Annotated in this window: 13 protein-coding genes and 1 pseudogene; 10 read left to right on the top strand and 4 right to left on the bottom strand. The window is 41.0% G+C overall.

What is annotated here, in order from left to right; genetic code table 11:
• Positions 1 to 65: 65 nt before the first annotated feature.
• The 5 genes from H5162_RS15075 to H5162_RS15055 all read left to right on the top strand — a co-directional run bounded on the left by H5162_RS15075 (position 66) and on the right by H5162_RS15055 (position 7,825).
• Positions 66 to 434, top strand: a complete 369-nt coding sequence (locus H5162_RS15075) for a hypothetical protein (RefSeq protein ID WP_182719192.1) — start codon at positions 66 to 68, stop codon at positions 432 to 434.
• An 86-nt stretch (positions 435 to 520) separates the two neighbouring features.
• Positions 521 to 1,846 carry a TolC family protein gene (locus H5162_RS15070; RefSeq protein ID WP_145238183.1) on the top strand — a complete coding sequence of 442 codons (1,326 nt, stop codon included), beginning with the start codon at positions 521 to 523 and terminating at the stop codon, positions 1,844 to 1,846.
• Complete coding sequence (locus H5162_RS15065) at positions 1,836 to 3,581, top strand: efflux RND transporter periplasmic adaptor subunit (protein ID WP_182778895.1); 1,746 nt, start codon at positions 1,836 to 1,838, stop codon at positions 3,579 to 3,581. The genes H5162_RS15070 and H5162_RS15065 overlap by 11 nt, the downstream gene beginning before the upstream one ends.
• An 8-nt stretch (positions 3,582 to 3,589) precedes the next feature.
• Positions 3,590 to 6,706 (top strand): efflux RND transporter permease subunit, encoded by a 3,117-nt coding sequence (locus H5162_RS15060; protein ID WP_182778893.1) that lies wholly within the window; start codon positions 3,590 to 3,592, stop codon positions 6,704 to 6,706.
• Positions 6,707 to 6,928: 222 nt separating this feature from the next.
• Complete coding sequence (locus H5162_RS15055; RefSeq protein ID WP_182778891.1) at positions 6,929 to 7,825, top strand: hypothetical protein; 897 nt, start codon at positions 6,929 to 6,931, stop codon at positions 7,823 to 7,825.
• A 14-nt stretch (positions 7,826 to 7,839) separates the two neighbouring features.
• Here the strand turns inward: H5162_RS15055 and nfi are convergent, their stop codons facing one another.
• Positions 7,840 to 8,526, bottom strand: coding sequence for a deoxyribonuclease V (gene nfi, locus H5162_RS15050; RefSeq protein ID WP_182778889.1), 687 nt, complete (start codon positions 8,524 to 8,526; stop codon positions 7,840 to 7,842).
• A gap of 442 nt (positions 8,527 to 8,968) precedes the next feature.
• Here nfi and H5162_RS15045 point away from each other — a divergent pair.
• The 4 genes and pseudogenes from H5162_RS15045 to H5162_RS15030 all read left to right on the top strand — a co-directional run.
• A pseudogene (locus H5162_RS15045) lies at positions 8,969 to 9,211 on the top strand (efflux RND transporter permease subunit); the annotation flags it as partial.
• 302 nt (positions 9,212 to 9,513) lie between these two features.
• A complete protein-coding gene (locus H5162_RS15040) occupies positions 9,514 to 9,825 on the top strand; it encodes a hypothetical protein (RefSeq protein ID WP_182778887.1) in 312 nt (103 codons plus the stop codon).
• Positions 9,822 to 10,679 carry an immunity 49 family protein gene (locus tag H5162_RS15035; protein ID WP_182760305.1) on the top strand — a complete coding sequence of 286 codons (858 nt, stop codon included), beginning with the start codon at positions 9,822 to 9,824 and terminating at the stop codon, positions 10,677 to 10,679. The genes H5162_RS15040 and H5162_RS15035 overlap by 4 nt, the downstream gene beginning before the upstream one ends.
• 354 nt (positions 10,680 to 11,033) lie before the next feature.
• Complete coding sequence (locus H5162_RS15030) at positions 11,034 to 11,489, top strand: hypothetical protein (protein WP_145238201.1); 456 nt, start codon at positions 11,034 to 11,036, stop codon at positions 11,487 to 11,489.
• Between the two features lie 54 nt (positions 11,490 to 11,543).
• On the opposite strand, the gene H5162_RS15025 is transcribed toward H5162_RS15030, so the two are convergent.
• The 3 genes from H5162_RS15025 to H5162_RS15015 form a co-directional block, all read right to left on the bottom strand.
• Positions 11,544 to 13,031 carry an exopolyphosphatase gene (locus tag H5162_RS15025; protein WP_182778885.1) on the bottom strand — a complete coding sequence of 496 codons (1,488 nt, stop codon included), beginning with the start codon at positions 13,029 to 13,031 and terminating at the stop codon, positions 11,544 to 11,546.
• Positions 13,024 to 15,111 (bottom strand): polyphosphate kinase 1, encoded by a 2,088-nt coding sequence (ppk1, locus tag H5162_RS15020; protein ID WP_145238207.1) that lies wholly within the window; start codon positions 15,109 to 15,111, stop codon positions 13,024 to 13,026. Before ppk1 ends, H5162_RS15025 begins: the two co-directional genes overlap by 8 nt.
• Positions 15,112 to 15,231: 120 nt before the next feature.
• Entirely contained in the window at positions 15,232 to 15,738 is a 507-nt protein-coding gene (locus H5162_RS15015; protein ID WP_145238210.1) for a glycine cleavage system protein R, read from the bottom strand.
• A 359-nt stretch (positions 15,739 to 16,097) separates the two neighbouring features.
• Here H5162_RS15015 and H5162_RS15010 point away from each other — a divergent pair, with 359 nt between their 5' ends.
• Complete coding sequence (locus H5162_RS15010; protein WP_145238213.1) at positions 16,098 to 18,332, top strand: ABC transporter permease subunit; 2,235 nt, start codon at positions 16,098 to 16,100, stop codon at positions 18,330 to 18,332.
• Positions 18,333 to 18,337 lie beyond the last annotated feature (5 nt).

The following is an 18,337-nucleotide window of genomic DNA, read 5'->3' as shown; positions in this document are numbered from 1 at the left end:
CCTAGAACCTAGAACCTAGAACCTAGAACCTAGAACCTAGAACCTAATTTATAAAAGGCACTTTTTTGCAACGCATTTATATTAGTTTATTCACAGTCGTTTTATTGCTCACTTTAGTGGGTCAAGCGGTTGCGTCTGTAACTATGAGTTGTGATATGCCACACATGAGTCAACCGCAAGCAACTATGGCTGATAGTAGTGATATGCATCACGACATGTCTGCGGGTATGATGAACATGGATTGTTGTGACGATGACGCAACCGCTAATCAAGAGTGTGGTTGTCCAATGAGCGCCTGCAGTACTCACTCAATGTTAAACATGAGTGTGTTAGTTACCGTTATACTGACGACGTCTGAAAAAGTACAACTTTATATCCCGCAAAATCAACATCGTATAGCCAGTTCACTGTATCGCCCTCCTATGCCTGCTTAATTGCAGGATAGGTGCGTCTAAAATTTACCTAAATCACCTTTTCTGCCCCTAAATTTAGTTGTCTTTTAATTTTAGTGGAGTAAGTGATGAATCACTTCGCAGTATTTAAAGTCAGTTTTTTAGCGCTTATGCTAACAACTGCAATTCCAGCACACAGTAATGAATTAAGCCTTGATGAAGCGCTCAGCTATGCACTTGATAATGAGCCATGGCTAACCGCCAGCAAATATCAACAAGCTGCTATACAAGCACAAAGTTTAGCTGCAGGCACACTGCCGGATCCAGTATTAACGGTGGGCTTAATGAATTTACCCACCGACGGTTTTGCTTTTGACCAAGAAGGCATGACCCAATTAAAAGTTGGCGTGAGCCAAATGTTTAGCCGTGGCGATAGCTTAGCGCTTAAGCAGCATGCGTTAGCGCAGTCAGCGCAGCAATATCCTTGGCTACGAGCCGACAGACTCGCTCAAGTAAAAACCATTGTTATTGAATCTTGGCTCAATGCGTATCGTGCCCAGCAAAGTATTGCGTTAATTGAGCAAGATAAAGCATTGTTCTCGCAACTTATTGATATTACTGAATCGAGTTATGCCAGCTCAGTAGGTAACACCCGCCAACAAGATATTATTCGAGCGCAGCTAGAGTTAACCCGCCTTGAAGATAAATTAGTGATGTTAGAGCAGCAGTTCGAAAGCGCGAAAAAGCGTTTATCGCAATGGTTACCAATCAACATGTTAACTCAGCCTGTCAGCGCAAAACGTCATGATATAGCGCCTTTAGTTGATTTTGCGCAGCTTGAATTTGCACAGTTGATGCCATTATTAATGGCGCATCCAGCGATTATCGCGCTTGATAAAACAGTAGCGGCTAAACAAACAGAAGTTGAGGTGGCAAAACAAGGCTATAAACCGCAGTTTGGGGTAAATATGGGCTATGGTTATCGCGATGATACGCCAATGGGGGATTCCCGAGCGGATCTGTTTTCAGTTGGTGTGAGTGTTGATTTACCACTATTTACTGATAACCGCCAAGACCAACAAGTTAATGCGGCGATAGCTATGGCTGAGGCGGTGAAAACTCAAAAACTAATTGCATTACAAAAGCTACAAGGGATGTATTTTAAAGAGTTTAGTCAGTTGCCCCAATTAGCAAAGCGTGATGCACTTTATCAAACTAAATTATTGCCACAAATGGCAGAGCAAGCACAAGCTACATTAAATGCTTATACCCGTGATGATGGTGACTTTTCAGAAGTAATGCGCGCCCGTATCAGCGAACTGAATGCCAAAATTGATGCGTTAAACATAGAGATTGATCAACAAATTATTATTGCTCGCCTGAATTATTACGCTAGTAGCAAAGATGCTGCTGTGATGGTTGAGCAATTAGCAGGAGAGCACCGTGAACACTAATTTAAAATTGCTTATCGCAGTACTTATAGGTGCAGGAATATCTGCTAGTGGCTTGTATTTTTTTGGTAGTAGTACAGAACCCGAGGTGATCAGCGCACAGAAAAAACCATTATATTGGGTTGCGCCTATGGATAGTAATTATCGCCGTGATGCACCAGGGCTTTCACCAATGGGGATGGACTTAGTACCTGTGTATAGTGAAGGAGCTGACAACAATCAAGATGGTCCCGGTGCAGTGACAATTTCCCCTGCTGTTGTTAATAACTTAGGGGTTAGAACGGCTAAAGTACAGCTCAAGGCACTGCAAAGTGAAGTAAAAACGGTGGGCTACGTACAATACAATCAAGATCAGTTAGTGCATATTCACCCGCGTGTAGAAGGCTGGATAGAAACGCTGTACGTTAAAGCCGCTGGCGATCAGGTAAAACAAGGGGAACCGCTGTATACCTTATACTCTCCGCAACTGGTAAATGCTCAAGAAGAATTTGTACTGGCTGTTGATCGTAATAACACCGTGCTTATTCGTGCAGCCAAAGCGCGCTTAAAAGCATTGAATGTGTCGGATGGTTTTGTCGAGCGCCTACAAGTTAATAAAAAGGTGATGCAAAATATTACCTTCTATGCTCGCCAAAGTGGTGTGGTTGATGAACTTAATGTGCGCGAAGGTTTTTATGTCAAGCCAGGCACCTCAATGATGAGTATTGCTCAACTTGATGAAGTTTGGGTAGAAGCCGAAGTATTCGAGCGGCAAGCGCAGCTTATTGAAGTCGGTTTACCGGTGACTATGACTCTAGATTATATTGCCGGACAAAGCTGGCGCGGTAAGGTCGATTATATTTACCCAACATTGGATGCCAAAAACCGTACTTTGCGGGTGCGTTTACGCTTTAATAATCAAGATCACCAACTAAAACCGAATATGTTTGCGCAAGTAAGCATCCATGCTAAAGCTGCTGAGCAACAACTTATAGTACCTAAAGAAGCGGTGATCCGCACCGGTTCCCAAGACCGTGTTGTTATCGCTTTAGGCGAAGGACGCTTTAAATCGGTGGCAGTCGAACTGGGCCGCAGTGATAGCCATAACGCCGTTATTTTAGCGGGCGTTAAAGCCGATGATGAAGTGGTGACGTCAGCGCAATTCTTGTTAGATTCAGAATCCAGCAAAAGCTCTGATTTTAAGCGCATGCAAACACCAGAAGCTACCACTAGCGTGTGGGGCAAAGGAGTCGTTAATAGTGTAATGGCAGGTCACCGTATGGTGAATATCAGCCATGACCCTATTGAAGAGCTCGATTGGCCTAGTATGAAAATGGACTTTACGGTTGCCGATAGCGTTGATTTTCAAGCGCTGCAAGCTGGGCAAACACTGCATTTTGAGTTGACTAAAAAAGCCGATAGCAGTTATATGATTAGCGGCATTCATATTATGGATTCCACCCATATGATGAGCGAAGCGCAAAATATGGCGACCGTAACCGGTACTATCAACAGCATTAATAAAGCCCAGCGCACTGCCAATATTAGCCGTGGTGCAATTGAGAAATGGCACCGAGATCCGGCCACTATGGACTTTATGTTTGCTGAACATATTGATTTAAGTAGCCTTGAGCCGAAGCAACAGCTGACATTTACTTTTAGTGTGCAAGATGGTGAGTTCGTGATCCAGCGTATCGATACTGAATCAAGCATGCGAACTATTGACAATAGCGCCATGTCATCGCATAACGGACATTAGGAGGCTTTATGATAGCAGCAGTTATTCGTTGGTCCGTTACCAATCGCTTTTTTGTATTATTGCTAACAGCAATACTCATTGGCAGCGGTTTATTTGCGGTAAAAAATACCCCAGTTGATGCCTTACCTGATTTATCCGATGTGCAGGTGATTGTAAAAACCTCATACCCAGGGCAAGCGCCACAGGTGGTGCAAGATCAGGTTACTTTCCCACTTACCACCGCGATGCTCTCAGTACCCGGGGCGCAAACAGTACGTGGTTTTTCATTTTTTGGTGATTCCTACGTATATGTCATCTTTGATGAAAACACTGATCTTTACTGGGCTAGAAGTCGAGTGCAAGAGTATTTAAGTCAAGTAGCAAGCCGCTTGCCCGACAGCGCAACCGCAGAGCTGGGCCCAGATGCCACCGGTGTAGGTTGGATTTATTTATACGCGCTGGTGGATAAAACCAATCAGCACGACATTAGCCAGTTACGCAGCTTGCAAGATTGGTTTTTAAAGTTTGAATTGCAAACCGTACCAGGGGTGTCAGAAGTGGCCTCAGTGGGCGGTATGGTGAAGCAATATCAAGTCAATGTAGAGCCAGATAAACTGCGTGCTTATGGTATACCACTGAGTTTAATTCAAACCGCAATTAAGCAAGGTAACCAAGAAATGGGCGCTTCGGTGGTGGAAATGGCCGAAGCCGAATACATGGTAACCAGCACCGGTTATATAAAAAGCGTCGCTGATTTAGAGGCAATTCCACTTGGGGTGAATGCCAACGGCACACCGCTGCAATTACGCGATGTAGCCGATATTCGCCTTGGGCCACAAATGCGCCGTGGCATTGCTGAGCTAAACGGCGAGGGCGAAGTAGCTGGTGGCGTAGTGGTGATGCGCTATGGCGAAAACGCACAAAAAACCATAGAGCTGGTGAAAGCAAAGCTTGAATCACTCAAGAAAGGCTTACCCGATGGGGTAGAAATTGTGCCTGTGTATGACCGCTCTAATCTGATCAAAAATGCAGTGGATAACCTCACCAGCAAACTATTTGAAGAGCTAGTGGTAGTGGCGCTTATTTGCATCGTATTTTTGTTCCATGTACGCTCGTCCTTGGTGGCAATTATCACTTTACCGCTGGGAATATTAACGGCATTTATCATCATGTATTGGCAAGGCATAAACGCCAATATAATGTCGCTCGGTGGTATTGCTATCGCCATTGGCGCGATGACCGACGGCGCGATTGTAATGATCGAAAACATGCATAAACACATGGAAAAAACGCCACTAACCGATGAAAACCGCTGGCAAGTTGTCACCGATGCTGCCAGTGAAGTCGGTCCAGCGCTGTTTTTTAGCTTAATGATTATTACCGTGAGCTTTATGCCAGTGTTTATTTTAGAAGCCCAAGAAGGCCGGATGTTTGCTCCGTTAGCGTACACTAAAACCTATGCCATGGCCGCATCTGCAGGATTAGCTATCACTTTAGTACCGGTATTAATGGGTTACTTTATACGCGGCAAAGTTATTTCAGAGCACAACAACCCAGTAAACCGCTTGCTAGTGAATGCTTACAAGCCGCTGCTGAACACGGTTTTGCGGTTCCCTAAAATGACTTTAGTACTGGCTGTGGTGGTCGCTGTTATTGGCTTTTATCCGGTCAATAAAATTGGCAGTGAGTTTATTCCGCCGCTGGATGAAGGCGATTTAATGTATATGCCGACGACTTATCCTGGTTTATCGATTGGGAAAGCGCGCGAGATTTTACAACAAACCGATAAGCTCATCGCCACAGTGCCAGAGGTGTTAACCGTGTTTGGTAAAGTCGGCCGGGCAGAAACAGCAACCGATCCTGCGCCACTGACCATGATTGAAACCTTTATTCAGCTCAAGCCAAAAGATCAGTGGCGCGAAGGCATGACCTTAGACAAGTTGAAAAAAGAACTCGACGGCTTAGTGAAGTTTCCAGGCCTGACTAATGCATGGGTGATGCCGATCAAAACTCGTATTGATATGCTGGCAACTGGGATTAAAACCCCTGTGGGCATTAAAGTTGCGGGACCAAATTTGAGCGAGATTCAAAAAATTGGTCAGCAGATTGAAGTGTTACTTAAAGATGTACCCGGCACGGCTTCCGTTTACTCTGAGCGAGTAGCAGGTGGGCGTTATATCAAGGTCGATATCAACCGTGAAAAAGCCGCCCGTTACAGCTTAAATATTGCCGATGTGCAGCAAGTGGTTGCCACCGCAATTGGCGGCATGAATGTAACCGAAACGGTCGAAGGGCAAGAGCGTTACCCGGTAAACTTACGTTATCCGCAAGACTACCGGGATTCGCCCGAAGAACTGATGCTATTGCCAATAGTCACCCCTGCAGGGCAACGCATTGCTCTTGCCGATGTGGCTGACGTATTTATTGAAGATGGTCCGCCGGGCATAAAAAGCGAAAATGCCCGCTTAAACGGCTGGAGCTTTATTGATATTGATGGCATTGATATTGGTAGTTATGTCGACAATGCGCGCAAAGTGCTTGACGAAAAGCTAGTGCTACCAGCAGGTTATTCAATAACCTGGGCAGGGCAATATGAATACATGGAACGTGCGAAAGAAAAGCTCGCCTATGTATTACCACTGACCTTAGCGATTATAATTGTGTTGTTATACCTCAACTTTAGAAGCTTTGTAGAAGTGGCAATTATAATAGCAACCTTACCGCTGGCGATGATCGGAGGCATCTGGTTAATGTACTTAGAGGGCTTTAACTTCTCAGTCGCCGTGGGGGTGGGCTTTATTGCCCTTGCTGGGGTCGCGGTGGAAATTGGCGTGATTATGCTGGTGTACTTAAATCAAGCCTACCAAGAAAAGTGTGCTCAAGCCAAGCTAGCAGGTACAACGCTTAGTTTTGCGGAGCTTAAACAAGCCATAGTCGAAGGCGCAGGCCTGCGAGTACGCCCAGTGATGATGACAGTCGCCACTATTATAATCGGTTTGCTCCCTGTACTTTACGGCACAGGCACCGGCAGTGAAGTAATGAGCCGCATCGCCGCGCCGATGGTCGGCGGTATGTTTAGTGCGATTGTATTAACCTTGCTCGTATTACCCGCAGTGTATTTGCTATGGCGAAAGCGGGGTCTGTAAAGCAGATAATAAAAAGGAGTGGGCTAACTACCTGACTCCTTTATTCTAATACTTTAATTTATTATTTTTATGTACACAGGGGTCAGGTTCGTTGCTTCACAACACTGCTCATATGCCAGTACCTGAACAACCATGACAGAGTATTATGAAGCAAGTGATCTGACCCCTATTATTTGCTGGTATATTACAAAAGTTTGAAATTCTCACAGGAAGAGTTGATTAATGAAATGTGAAGCTCCACCACTTGTTGTGTTTGATGCGCTAGTGAATCAAGATAATACCTACTTTCTCAAAGGAGCGCCCTTTACGGGCGTTGCTATTTTAGCTGAAAGGGGGATTGTTGTTAGCAAAAAGCAATTTTTTAATGGTCAAATATTGGGTGATTACGATTTACCTTTTATAGACATTAAAGGGCTTGAGCTTTTAGATGCGGCCATTGATCAAGAATGGGATGGAAATTTTCAGCTTATTCACGAAGGCAAACCTTTCAATGGTGTTGTCTATGAGACTGCCTATGGTTGGGTGTGTGATGTACGTTGTATCATTGAAGGATGGGAATTAGATGGTTTGTCTCAACACTTTCATAAGCATGATTGCTACTCTGAATTAATTTATGGCGCAGGGCCTCTTCGGTATGAATATATATGGAATGAACCTTCAGTGATGTCTTATTATAAAGCTAGGTTTCAAGCAGAGGATAAAAGAAGTTTAAAGTTAGCTTTTAGTAAAGAAAACAGGCTTCGTGGTATATATATCTATAAAAGTATTGACGATATTTTTTGTTTGAATGCTGCAGTTGATAATTCACCGCTAAAAATCACTAGCTTTAGCGATATAAAAAAATTGCCTACTGATAATGTTATAGAGCTTAGTTTACAAGACGTAACGGATATAAAGTTTGCAGAATTACTGCCATCATTGTTAGGATTCCCAGTTAATGCGCTTTTTGTTTCAAATGTTAGCTGGAGTATTTTATACGAGCTGAACAAACATGCTTGGGTGGAGCTAGAAGAACTAAGCTTTCACCATTTAGTTAATTTAACGTTAGATGAAGTCATTGCTTTTCGAAATGATAATTTTAAGAAGGTAAATATTTCATACGGAAATAAAACTTATTAATGACTATGTGAGACTTATGGTTTTTCATAAGTATTTTCTCTATGTTCTTTTAAAGTTTTATTAACCAATTGGTCTGCTTGACGAGTGGTTTCTGGGAGTCGATATTTAGACGCTAGTTTTAACACCCACTCAACTGCAGTATCTAAAGATACTTTATGGCCAATGGATACATAAACGGGTTTGATATTATCTTGTGTACGTAAAACTTTGCCGATAATTTCAGCTCTATCCATTAAATTTGATGTTGCGCCGCGGTGTTTTGCAAGTTCTTTAAACTCGCCTAACAACTTGGTTTTTCCGCAGCCTATGGTTGGGATATCTAAGGTGACACCCAAGTGGCAAGCAAGGCCAAAGCGTCTTGGATGTGCAATGCCATGCCCATCGCAAACAATTAAATCAGGTACTATGGTCAGTTTATTAAATGCATTTAAAAGAGGGGGGACCTCACGAAATGAAAACAGCCCAGGGATATAAGGAAAGCTGATAGGCTCAATACTGGTTTGTACTTCAAGTACTTCTAATGTATCAGCATTCAGTACCGTAATTGCGCCAACAACTTCAGATGATTGTTCTTTATAGGCAACATCGACACCAGCAATTGTATTTATATCATTAAATTCGTTATGTATTTTTACAGATTTAGCTAATTTTTCTTGTTTCGCAATAAATAGCAGTTCATCGAAATGTTGTTGCTCTTCCATGTGACTTATAAATTAGTATAATTTGAAGTATCTCATCAAAGTATAACACACTAAAGCTGGGTTGATTTAAGACCAGTTTAAGAAACCACCCATCTTTAATGATTTGCCTACACTTAGGGCTATTCACCGAGGAAGAAAAGAATAGGGTCAGAAAAGAATAAAAAGAGTAGGGCACCCATTAGAAAGTTCCGGTCAAGCAGGCAGCTGTGTTTTCTTGTTCTTTTTATTCAAAAAACCAAGTGTTGTTATTTTTTTAACTCACTTTAGATATGACTACACATCTAATAATGACGTCGATTGGTGTGAATATGCACTGTGGCTTGAATAAAGAACGCCATATGAATTTAGGCAGTTTAATTAAGCATCATTGATGATTAATTAAGGCCCTTGGCTTTCGCCTCAGTCATCGTTTAGTGCCAATGTCTGTCCAGTTCTTGGCAGCGATGGCATTGATATCAGCAGTTATGTAGACAATGCACGCAAAGTGCTTGACGAAAAACTAGTGCTACCAGCAGGTTACTCAATAACCTGGGCTGGGCAATATGAATACATGGAGCGTGCTAAAGATAAGCTCGCTTATGTATTACCTCTGACCTTAGCGATTATTATCGTGCTGTTGTACCTCAACTTTAGAAGCTTTGTAGAAGTAGCCATAATAATGGCCACCCTACCGCTGGCAATGATGTCAAATGGTATAAAGGTACGGGCTGAACCGTTGCATCTTTATTAAGTTATTGAAGTACAGAATCTAAAGTAAAGTACCTAGCTATACCTAACTTAGCTGATTCTTCTAAAACCCTGTCCCTTTTATTCTTCTAAGTGCTGCTATTTACAGTGGGCAATAAAAGAAATATCGATGGCATAAGTGCGAAATTTTCTGGTTAAATATGGGCCTGTCCTTTGACTTTTGTTTTATTATGCCTGTCCCTTTATTTTTTCTCGAATAAGTAAGATAGTGGCAAAAAGAAAGACCTGGCCATTGCGCTTTTGTATGGTAACAAACTGCCTGATGCAAAGTCGCTGCGAGCAGCATTGCAAGATAAAGGTAAACGCGTTGAGCAAGGTAGTACCTCTTATGTACAGTCAGTAGTTGAAAACATGCAGCGCGAGTACAATAAGGCGATTGGTGCGGGCAACAATAGCGCTGAAATAAAAGCGCTAGGTAATACCTTAGAAGCATTTAAGAATTACTCTGGTAAGATTGAATTTCGTAAAGTACAGCAGGGTTTTCAAACCGGCAGTAGCTTAAAGCCAACGTTTGACGTGACAAATTACACTATTGGAAGTATCAAGTTATGAGCCATTTAAAGTACCACAATGACCACTATAAATTAGTGAATTTGCAAAATGCCTATCAAATTCATTTAGATACTTATAACAATAGGTGGCAGCGTTATCTCGAGCTAGAGCCCGCGATTTATGAGGAGCCGCAGGCACGGTTAAACTCTGACGCAATGGATTGTATAAGTCTAAGCTTTCATGCACAAAATGCAGAAAAAGGGCTTGATGGCGTGCCTATTATGCGCTTTGGCCTAGATTTATTACATGCGCACTATAATTTAGTGTCGAACCCAGGGCTGCGCCATATTTTTACCTTAAAAGAGCACGTGTTTCGCTTAGAGGGTCATTCTGAACATCGCGAAGTCATGGTTGATAATTGGTTATTGCAATTGAGTTTAGCGCTTTGCTTAAGAGAGGCTGATGCGGTTGAGCTAATCTGCCGGTGCGAAGAAGATTGGCTTGAGTACCCTGATGCCTTTGACTTCGCACTCCTCAAGTTTGTGCGAAATATATTTGTACAAGACGCAGACCAAACAGTGTTATTACGGGAGGTAATGGAAAAGTCAGGCCCTGAGCATGTTGATGAATTTAGAGCGCCTTACGTGAACCAGCTATTCTTACCTTATTTGGATGTGTGGGTAGCGCTGTTATCAAACGATGCCGCTCATTACCAACGGGCAATCCATAAAGCTATTGAATTACATTACACATTCTATAACGACCCACCGGAGGGGGCGGTCACGTGGAAAGGTGATGTAGCCTTGCTGATAAGCGCGGTGGCAAGCCTTGCCTATGATAAGCATGGCTGGCAGGTACCCGACACCCCCTACCTTCCAAAGTGGCTTATTTATAAAGAGTTTGAAGAGGGGTAAACCAGCCTCACTTCAACATCAGTATAAATAGCAAGAATAGCTCAGCTCTTTGTTATTGCCTTTTCATATTTAGCAGCGCGTATTTTATCTACGGCTAGGATATGAAAAGGCTGTAATGAACATATATTGATTTATCTGAATAATGCCTGTTATTGACTCGGTATTTCACTTAGCCATAGTTTAAATAAAATAGGAGCCACCGCTTTTTACCGCCACCCTATAAAAATTACCCTATTACTTGTAACTTATACGAGTTTGGGTGATGGTTTTTTAATATCTCTCTGTTTTAATTTAACTTTTTATTGGCACGTTTTACGCAGGAGTATGGTTACTAGGGTTAATTAAGGAACGCACATGCAAGTTAAAACAATACAAGAAGTGTACGACTGGACTGTACTATTTCATACCCAAATGGCGGCAAATTTTTTTAGTCTCAGAGACGATTTAGCAGAGCATAACCAAATGCTGGCAGACTACTTTGTTAAGTACGAAAAAAAGTTGGCTGAGGATTTAGTTGGTTTTAAAGCCATCACGGAGATCAATACCTTAGATACTTATTGTTACGAGTACTTTGCTGAAAACTCTGAACTGATTAATTTTACAGATTTAAACCGTGATACGCGTGTTGATGAGCAAGCCATGCAAGGTTATATATCAGATCAGCATCAAAAGGTGATCAATCTTTATCAATACTTACTTAGTCGTGCAGAAACGCCAACAGGTAAAGAGAAACTATCTCAATTGCTGGAGCTTGAACATCAAGGATTAAAGCAAATGATGCAAAGTGCTAATCGCCATATGGACATGTAATAGAAGATCTAATTTGGATAGCGCATGCTATCCAAATTTAGCTATGTCTGTAAATCACACAAAGTCGATTAAAAAGCCTACTTTCTTCAAATATTTTTGCTCTTGTTGTAAATCAGCATGAAGCAAGGTTTGTTCATTGAGCCAATCAGCTGGGAACTGCAATAGCATACTATTGCCTTTTACTGACACTACTAACTCTTGATGTTGATCGTTAAGGCGTTTTTGATTTAATAATATAGCTAGTCTGAGTAATACAATTAATTGTAATATTTGAAAGTGCGGCACCGAGAGTAAAGTTGGAAATTCTTCTAAACGAATTTTTTTACGGTAAAACCGTATCATACAGCTTAATAATGTTTGCTGTTGTTGAGTAAATCCTGGCAGCTGACTATTTTCAACAACATAAGCACTATGTTTGTGTAAGCCTGATGAGTTAATACCTAAACCCACTTCGTGTAATTGCGCTGCCCACACTAATAATTGATGATTATCTAATGAGTCGAGCTGCCATTCTTTTTGTACTTGTAGGAATAACCAATCGGCAGTATTTGCAACACGTTGTGCATGTACTTTATCTATTGTGTTTCTTTCGCTTAAATTAGCTATGGTATTGGTGCGTATATCTTTAAGCGCTAACTTTTGCTGCATTTCATGCAGTAAACCTTCACGTAGTGAAAAGTCGCTGTAATCCATTTCGGTAATATTAAACAGCTGAAAAATCGCGAGTAAAATAGCTAAGCCACCGCAAATACTTACTTGACGCTCCGGGCTTAAACCTTCAATAAGTAAGTTATCGATAGTTTTAGCGGCTATAAACTGAGTTTTAAGTTCGAGCAATCGCTCCTGTGTGATATTTTTTTGTTCAGGGTCATTAGCGTTGATCATGGCTAATATTGATTTGATGGTGCCTGACGTCCCCACTACCGATTGCCAGCCTGCGCTGACGTAATTGGCAAAAATAACCTCAAGTTCTTGCTCTGCTTTTATTTGTGCTTTGCTAAAGCGTTTATCATTAATAATACCATCGGCAAAAAATTGCTTGGTATAGCTTACGCAGCCCATATTACGGCTAGAGAGCAGCTTATGTTTAAAATGCTTGCCAATAATTAGCTCAGTGCTACCGCCGCCAATATCAATAACTAAACGGTTTTCATCGTGATGAACATAATGAGCAACACCTTGATAGATTAAGCGGGCTTCTTCTTGACCTGAGATCACATCAATATGATAAGGAAAAACTCTATTTGCCTGAGTTAAAAATGAATTAATATTTTTAGCTCGTCGTAATGTATAAGTTGCAGCAATTTTTACATTGCTCGCAGGGAAGTCTTGTAGCGTAGTAGCAAACTGCTTTAATATCGTTAATGCTCTATCGATAGCCATTTGACTTAATTGGTTTTTTTCATCTAAGCCATCGGCTAAGTAAACGCGTTGCTTTTCTTTGTGGAGAATTTGCAAAGAGCCATCCACTTCTCTTGCGACCACTAAATGAAAGCTGTTTGAGCCTAAGTCAACCGCAGCTATTGAGGGATAATCATTCATTATTGTAATTGCCTTCCCATTTTTTTAAGTGATCATAAATAGCTATTTGCGAACGTATTTTTTTACGATTACCGCGTCTAACATAATGATTTTTCTGTTCGCTATCAATGATTCTCGCTTTGGTACGATCTTTAAATTGCAGTTCAAGTACGTCAACAATGAGTTGTTTTAGTTTTTCATCATAAATAGGCACGCCAACTTCAACTCGATGATCAAGATTACGTGTCATCCAATCTGCAGATGAAATATAGACTTTTTCATCCCCATTATTACCAAAGATCATAACTCGCGGGTGCTCTAAAAAGCGATCGACGATACTAATTACCCGAATGTTGTCGCTAAAATTATTGAGTCCTGGCACTAAGGAACACATACCACGGACAATAATGCGAATTTTAACACCGCTACGAGCGGCCAAGTACAAACAATCAACCAGTTCTTTATCTACTAAGTTATTTATTTTTAATGTTATTTTACCGGTGTGGCCATTTTCAACATGGGTTATTTCTTGGTGAATTAAACCAAGCAACAGCTGTCGAGCGTTCACTGGCGAAATCATCAAATGTTCGAACATAAACGGTTTATAACTGCTTTCAATAAACTTAAATACGCTATCACTTTCGTCACAAATACCTTGATGTTTAGTAAATAAACTAAAGTCTGTATAAATTTTGGCGGTTTTTTCGTGAAAATTACCAGTGCCAATGTGCGCGTACTTTACTATTTGACCTTTTTCACGACGATGAATAATACATAACTTACTGTGTACTTTGAGAGCTGGTATACCAAAAATAACTTTAATACCTGCGCCACTGAGTACTTTTGCCCACTCAATATTATTTTGTTCATCAAAGCGTGCTTTTAGCTCCACCATAACGGTGACTTTTTTGCCATTTTTTGCCGCGTTGATCAGTGATGAAATTAATCGAGATTTACTCGCAACACGATAAATGTTTACTTTAATTTGTGTCACTCGAGGGTCAAATGCCGCTTGGCGAACATATTCCAGTAGATGATTAAATGTATGATATGGATAATAAAGTAGAATATCTTGCTGACTAATTGCAGCAAACACACTGGCATGATTATTAAATGCTGTGCTTTGCAAAGCCGGTAATGATTTGTTTTCTAAATATTGCCGACCAACATTGGGAAAACCAATAAAGTCTCTAAAGTTACGATAGCGACCACCGGGGATCAACGCATCGTGATGAGTAACACCTAAGCGTTTTTTCATTACTTTGAGCATTGGCTCGGGCATCGCTTGGTCGTATACTAAGCGCACCGGCTCGGCATAAATACGCTGTTTTAGGCCCTTAGACATCTTATCTAAAATGCCTTCTTCTAGTTCGTCATCTAGGTTGTATTCTGCATCACGGGTCAGCTTGATTGCGTAGCCTTGGATCTCAGTAAAACTAAAAAAACTGCTAAATACGTCACTTAAAAAAAACAAAATAATGTCATCTAACATCACAATAGTTTTATGACGACGGGTTTTTTCGGGTGGTAAAATTACAAAGCGTGGTACGCGATCGGTAGGGACTTCTAACATCGCATAATGACTTTTGTCGTTAAACATTTCGACAAACAAGTACGTCATTGTATCGTTAATATGATCTGAGAAGTCTTTATTTTCATCTAGCATTATAGGCGATATATGCTGTAATACATTGTCATGAAAAAATATTTTTAGCCAGTTAATATGAAATTCACTAAGCTGCTCGGGACGGTCAACATGAATGTTGTGGGTATTTAAATCATCGAGAATTTGCTGATGAATAACGTTAAATTTTTTACCAAGCTGCAAAACCTTTTGCTGAATTTGGGTCAGTAAAATTTCATCTTCATCAAAATTAGTATCTGGTAGTTTATTTAATAGAATACGTCGTTTTACATCGGCAACACGGACTCTGAAAAATTCATCTAAATTGTTTGAGAAGATCCCCAAAAAACGAATACGTTCAATAATTGGGTTATTTTTATCTTTAGCTTCTTGTAAAACGCGATCGTTAAAAGACAGCCAACTTAACTCTGGGGCAAAATAATTAATCGTTTGAGACGCATCAGCGCAGGCGTTCATATTCTATTCCTTGGATAGCAACTGAACAAAATATAAAGTAATTAGATGACATAAAAATGACAAACATGTCACTTTTATGACATGTTTATCTAGCTATAAGAGATGAATTTTAGCTGTGGCTTAAGCGTCTTCAATATCAACAATTAAGTCGGATGTAATTGCTTCGAGTGCAGCAACAACTTCGTCTTTATTCATGCCTGAAGGCAAGGCAACAGTTGCTACGGCGCTGAAAATTGGTAGTCCCCAGTTTGGTGCGCTTTGCTGCTTAGAGTTTAAGTGAGTGATATTAGCCCCTTTGTGACGCAATACTCCTGCAAGTTCTTGAATAATACCTGGTCGGTCATTACCAGTTATCACAAAATTAAGCTGTTCAGCAGGTGTGTCTGGTAGTTCATGCGCGCCTGTTTCAATCCGTACTTCTAATTGTGGTAAGCCATGCAATGCGTCTTGTAATTCTTGCAGATGCTCTGCTGGCACAGCTACTTCAATGATGCCAGCAAAGTGACCGGCTAAATGGCTTAAGTTACTGGTTAACCAGTTACCATTATGATTTAAAATTGCAGATGAGATGTCTTCTACAAGTCCCGGACGATCTTGTCCCAAAATAGTTATAACCAATTGCTTCATATAGATAATTCCTAAAGAGTGCCGTAATTAAATAATAAATGCCCAGGCATGAAATTATTGTTATATTAAAAAGAACCGGATTGAGTATTGACTCAGTCCCCAAATTTGTCCAATTTTTTTGCCAATAGTTCAATTTAAAAACAGTAAAATAGTGTGAGTTTACAGTCTGAATTATCTAAACTTTTGTTTATCAATAATAAAGCACTAAGTTGAAAGTTTTTCAAGTTATTGAATATAAACATTGTTTGTTTTTTTATGATGAATACCACAACAAAGTCTTAGCAATTATGACGTTTGTAACAATACTGTCATCTTGGTGAAATATAATCTATCCAACGTTAAGATTTATAGGTGTTTTGATGACTTCCAATCCGAATAAACCGTCTTTTAATACGGATAGAAGCCGTCTATTTAAAGATCGGTTTGCCAAATTTAGCATTACCGCTGGCGGTATTATGGTATTAATAGCTTTGCTATTGATATTCTTCTATTTATTGTATGTTGTGCAACCTATTTTTGAATCAGCGAAGGTAGAAACGCGCGATAGTTTTGCGCTTAGCGATGCTGAACAAATTGTTGGCTTAGGTGTTGAAGAGCAAACAGAAATTGCTTTTTTACTGAGCAAACAAGGTAAGGTTGATTATTACAGTGTTGAGAAAAAGGGCTTTGGTAAAAAGCTTGCTAGCTTAGTTGTGCCACTTGACAGCGAAGTGAGTAGTTTTGCAACCAGCGCGCCATTTCAAGGGCATTACGCATACGGACTAGAAAATGGTTCGGTGATGATAGTGTCACCTAAATTCTTAGTTACCTTTCCTAATAACGAACGTAAATTAACCCCACGTTTGGGTTATCCACTTGGTGAAAAAACATTGCAGGTTGACGACAATGGTGCTGCCATTAAACAATTTGCATTTAGTCATTATGAAGATAAAACCGCTGTTGTGGCACAAACGGCTGACAAACGTGTGATTTTTAGCAGCTTTGTTGCTGAAGAAAACATGTTCAGCGGTGAAGTTGAATGGGTTGTAGAACGCACTGAACTTGATGTTGAAGGGCGCGTAGACCAACTCCTAATGTCGCCAGATACCACCCGTACTTTTGTTCGCTCAGCAAATCAAATTTATGTTTACGATACTCGCAATCCAAGCGAGGTTGAGCTGATCCAAATGCTTGCGGCGAATGAAGAAAATGCCAACTTGGTTTCGGCGCAATTATTAGCCGGAGCTAACTCGCTGATGCTAGCGAATGACAATGGTGAAGTTTCGCAGTGGTTTGAAATTAATACTGACGATGGCCGTGAATATCAAAAAATACGCGCGTTTGAAACCTCAAAGCAGCCTAAGCTAGATATATTCACTGAGTTTTATCGCCGTACGTTCTTTACCACCAGTTCTAATGGTGAGTTAGGCGTGTATTACACCACCAGCGAAGCAAAACTATGGCAAGGTAAAATCAGTGAAGGTCCGATTGAAAACTTTGCTATTGCACCACGCTCAAATGCGGCACTTATTCTAGCTGATGACAAATTAACCGTGGTTGAAATTCACAATGAACACCCTGAGGTGACTTGGTCAGCCTTGTGGCAAGAAGTGTGGTATGAGGGTTATCCAGAGCCGGGTTATATTTGGCAATCAACGTCTGCCGGTGATGACTTTGAAGCTAAGTTTTCTTTAGTGCCAATTTCATTTGGTACTATAAAAGCTGCTTTATATGCGATGCTATTCGCAGTGCCGATTGCGCTCTCGGCAGCAATTTATACCGCTTATTTTATGTCAGGTCCATTGCGTAAAGTAGTCAAACCAACGGTTGAAATAATGGAAGCATTACCAACCGTAATTTTAGGTTTTTTAGCAGGCTTATGGCTTGCGCCGTTGATAGAAGAGCATTTACCTGCGATTGTTGGTCTGTTATTTATGCTGCCGCTGGGGATTTTAGCGACCGCATTTGCGTGGACTAAATTACCAGAAAGCTTTCGTCACCGTGTTCCTGAAGGGGCTCACTCAATCTTACTAATACCAGTATTGTTACTGATTGGTTGGTTAGCCTTTGCGATGAGCGGGGTGGTTGAGTTGTGGATGTTTGACGGTAATGTTCGCCAGTATTTGACTAACGAATTGGGTCTGACTTTCGATCAACGTAATTCACTGGTAGTCGGTATTGCGATGGGTTTTGCGGTTATTCCGACTATTTTCTCTATCGCAGAAGATGCTGTATTTAGTGTGCCTAAGCATTTATCAAACGGTTCATTGGCGCTAGGCGCAACACAATGGCAAACCTTGGTTAGTGTGGTGTTATTAACCGCCAGCCCTGGTATTTTCTCTGCGGTCATGATGGGCTTAGGCCGCGCAGTAGGTGAAACGATGATTGTACTAATGGCAACGGGTAATACGCCAATAATGGATTGGAGTATTTTCCAAGGTATGCGTACTTTGGCCGCGAATATTGCAGTAGAAATGCCAGAATCGGAAGTGGGAAGTTCACACTATCGGATCTTATTCTTAGCCGCTTTTGTATTGTTCATATTCACCTTTATTTTCAACACAATTGCTGAGTTTGTGCGTCAGCAGTTGCGTGATAAATACAGCTCGATGTAAGTGGG

Source organism: Pseudoalteromonas sp. SR41-8, assembly GCF_014163915.1.
GTDB classification, from domain to species: domain Bacteria; phylum Pseudomonadota; class Gammaproteobacteria; order Enterobacterales; family Alteromonadaceae; genus Pseudoalteromonas; species Pseudoalteromonas rhizosphaerae.
The sequence above is the reverse complement of the archived record's forward strand: the minus strand, read 5'-3'. Positions and strand labels throughout refer to the sequence as shown.

Excerpts from the sequence above, each read along its gene's own strand:
- H5162_RS15015 (WP_145238210.1), bottom strand. The coding sequence starts at position 15,738 with ATGAAGCAATTGGTTATAACTATTTTGGGACAAGATCGTCCGGGACTT.
- H5162_RS15025 (WP_182778885.1), bottom strand. The coding sequence starts at position 13,031 with ATGAATGATTATCCCTCAATAGCTGCGGTTGACTTAGGCTCAAACAGC.
- nfi (WP_182778889.1), bottom strand. The coding sequence starts at position 8,526 with ATGGAAGAGCAACAACATTTCGATGAACTGCTATTTATTGCGAAACAA.
- H5162_RS15070 (WP_145238183.1), top strand. The coding sequence starts at position 521 with ATGAATCACTTCGCAGTATTTAAAGTCAGTTTTTTAGCGCTTATGCTA.
- H5162_RS15060 (WP_182778893.1), top strand. The coding sequence starts at position 3,590 with ATGATAGCAGCAGTTATTCGTTGGTCCGTTACCAATCGCTTTTTTGTA.
- H5162_RS15010 (WP_145238213.1), top strand. The coding sequence starts at position 16,098 with ATGACTTCCAATCCGAATAAACCGTCTTTTAATACGGATAGAAGCCGT.
- H5162_RS15030 (WP_145238201.1), top strand. The coding sequence starts at position 11,034 with ATGCAAGTTAAAACAATACAAGAAGTGTACGACTGGACTGTACTATTT.
- H5162_RS15055 (WP_182778891.1), top strand. The coding sequence starts at position 6,929 with ATGAAATGTGAAGCTCCACCACTTGTTGTGTTTGATGCGCTAGTGAAT.
- H5162_RS15035 (WP_182760305.1), top strand. The coding sequence starts at position 9,822 with ATGAGCCATTTAAAGTACCACAATGACCACTATAAATTAGTGAATTTG.
- ppk1 (WP_145238207.1), bottom strand. The coding sequence starts at position 15,111 with ATGAACGCCTGCGCTGATGCGTCTCAAACGATTAATTATTTTGCCCCA.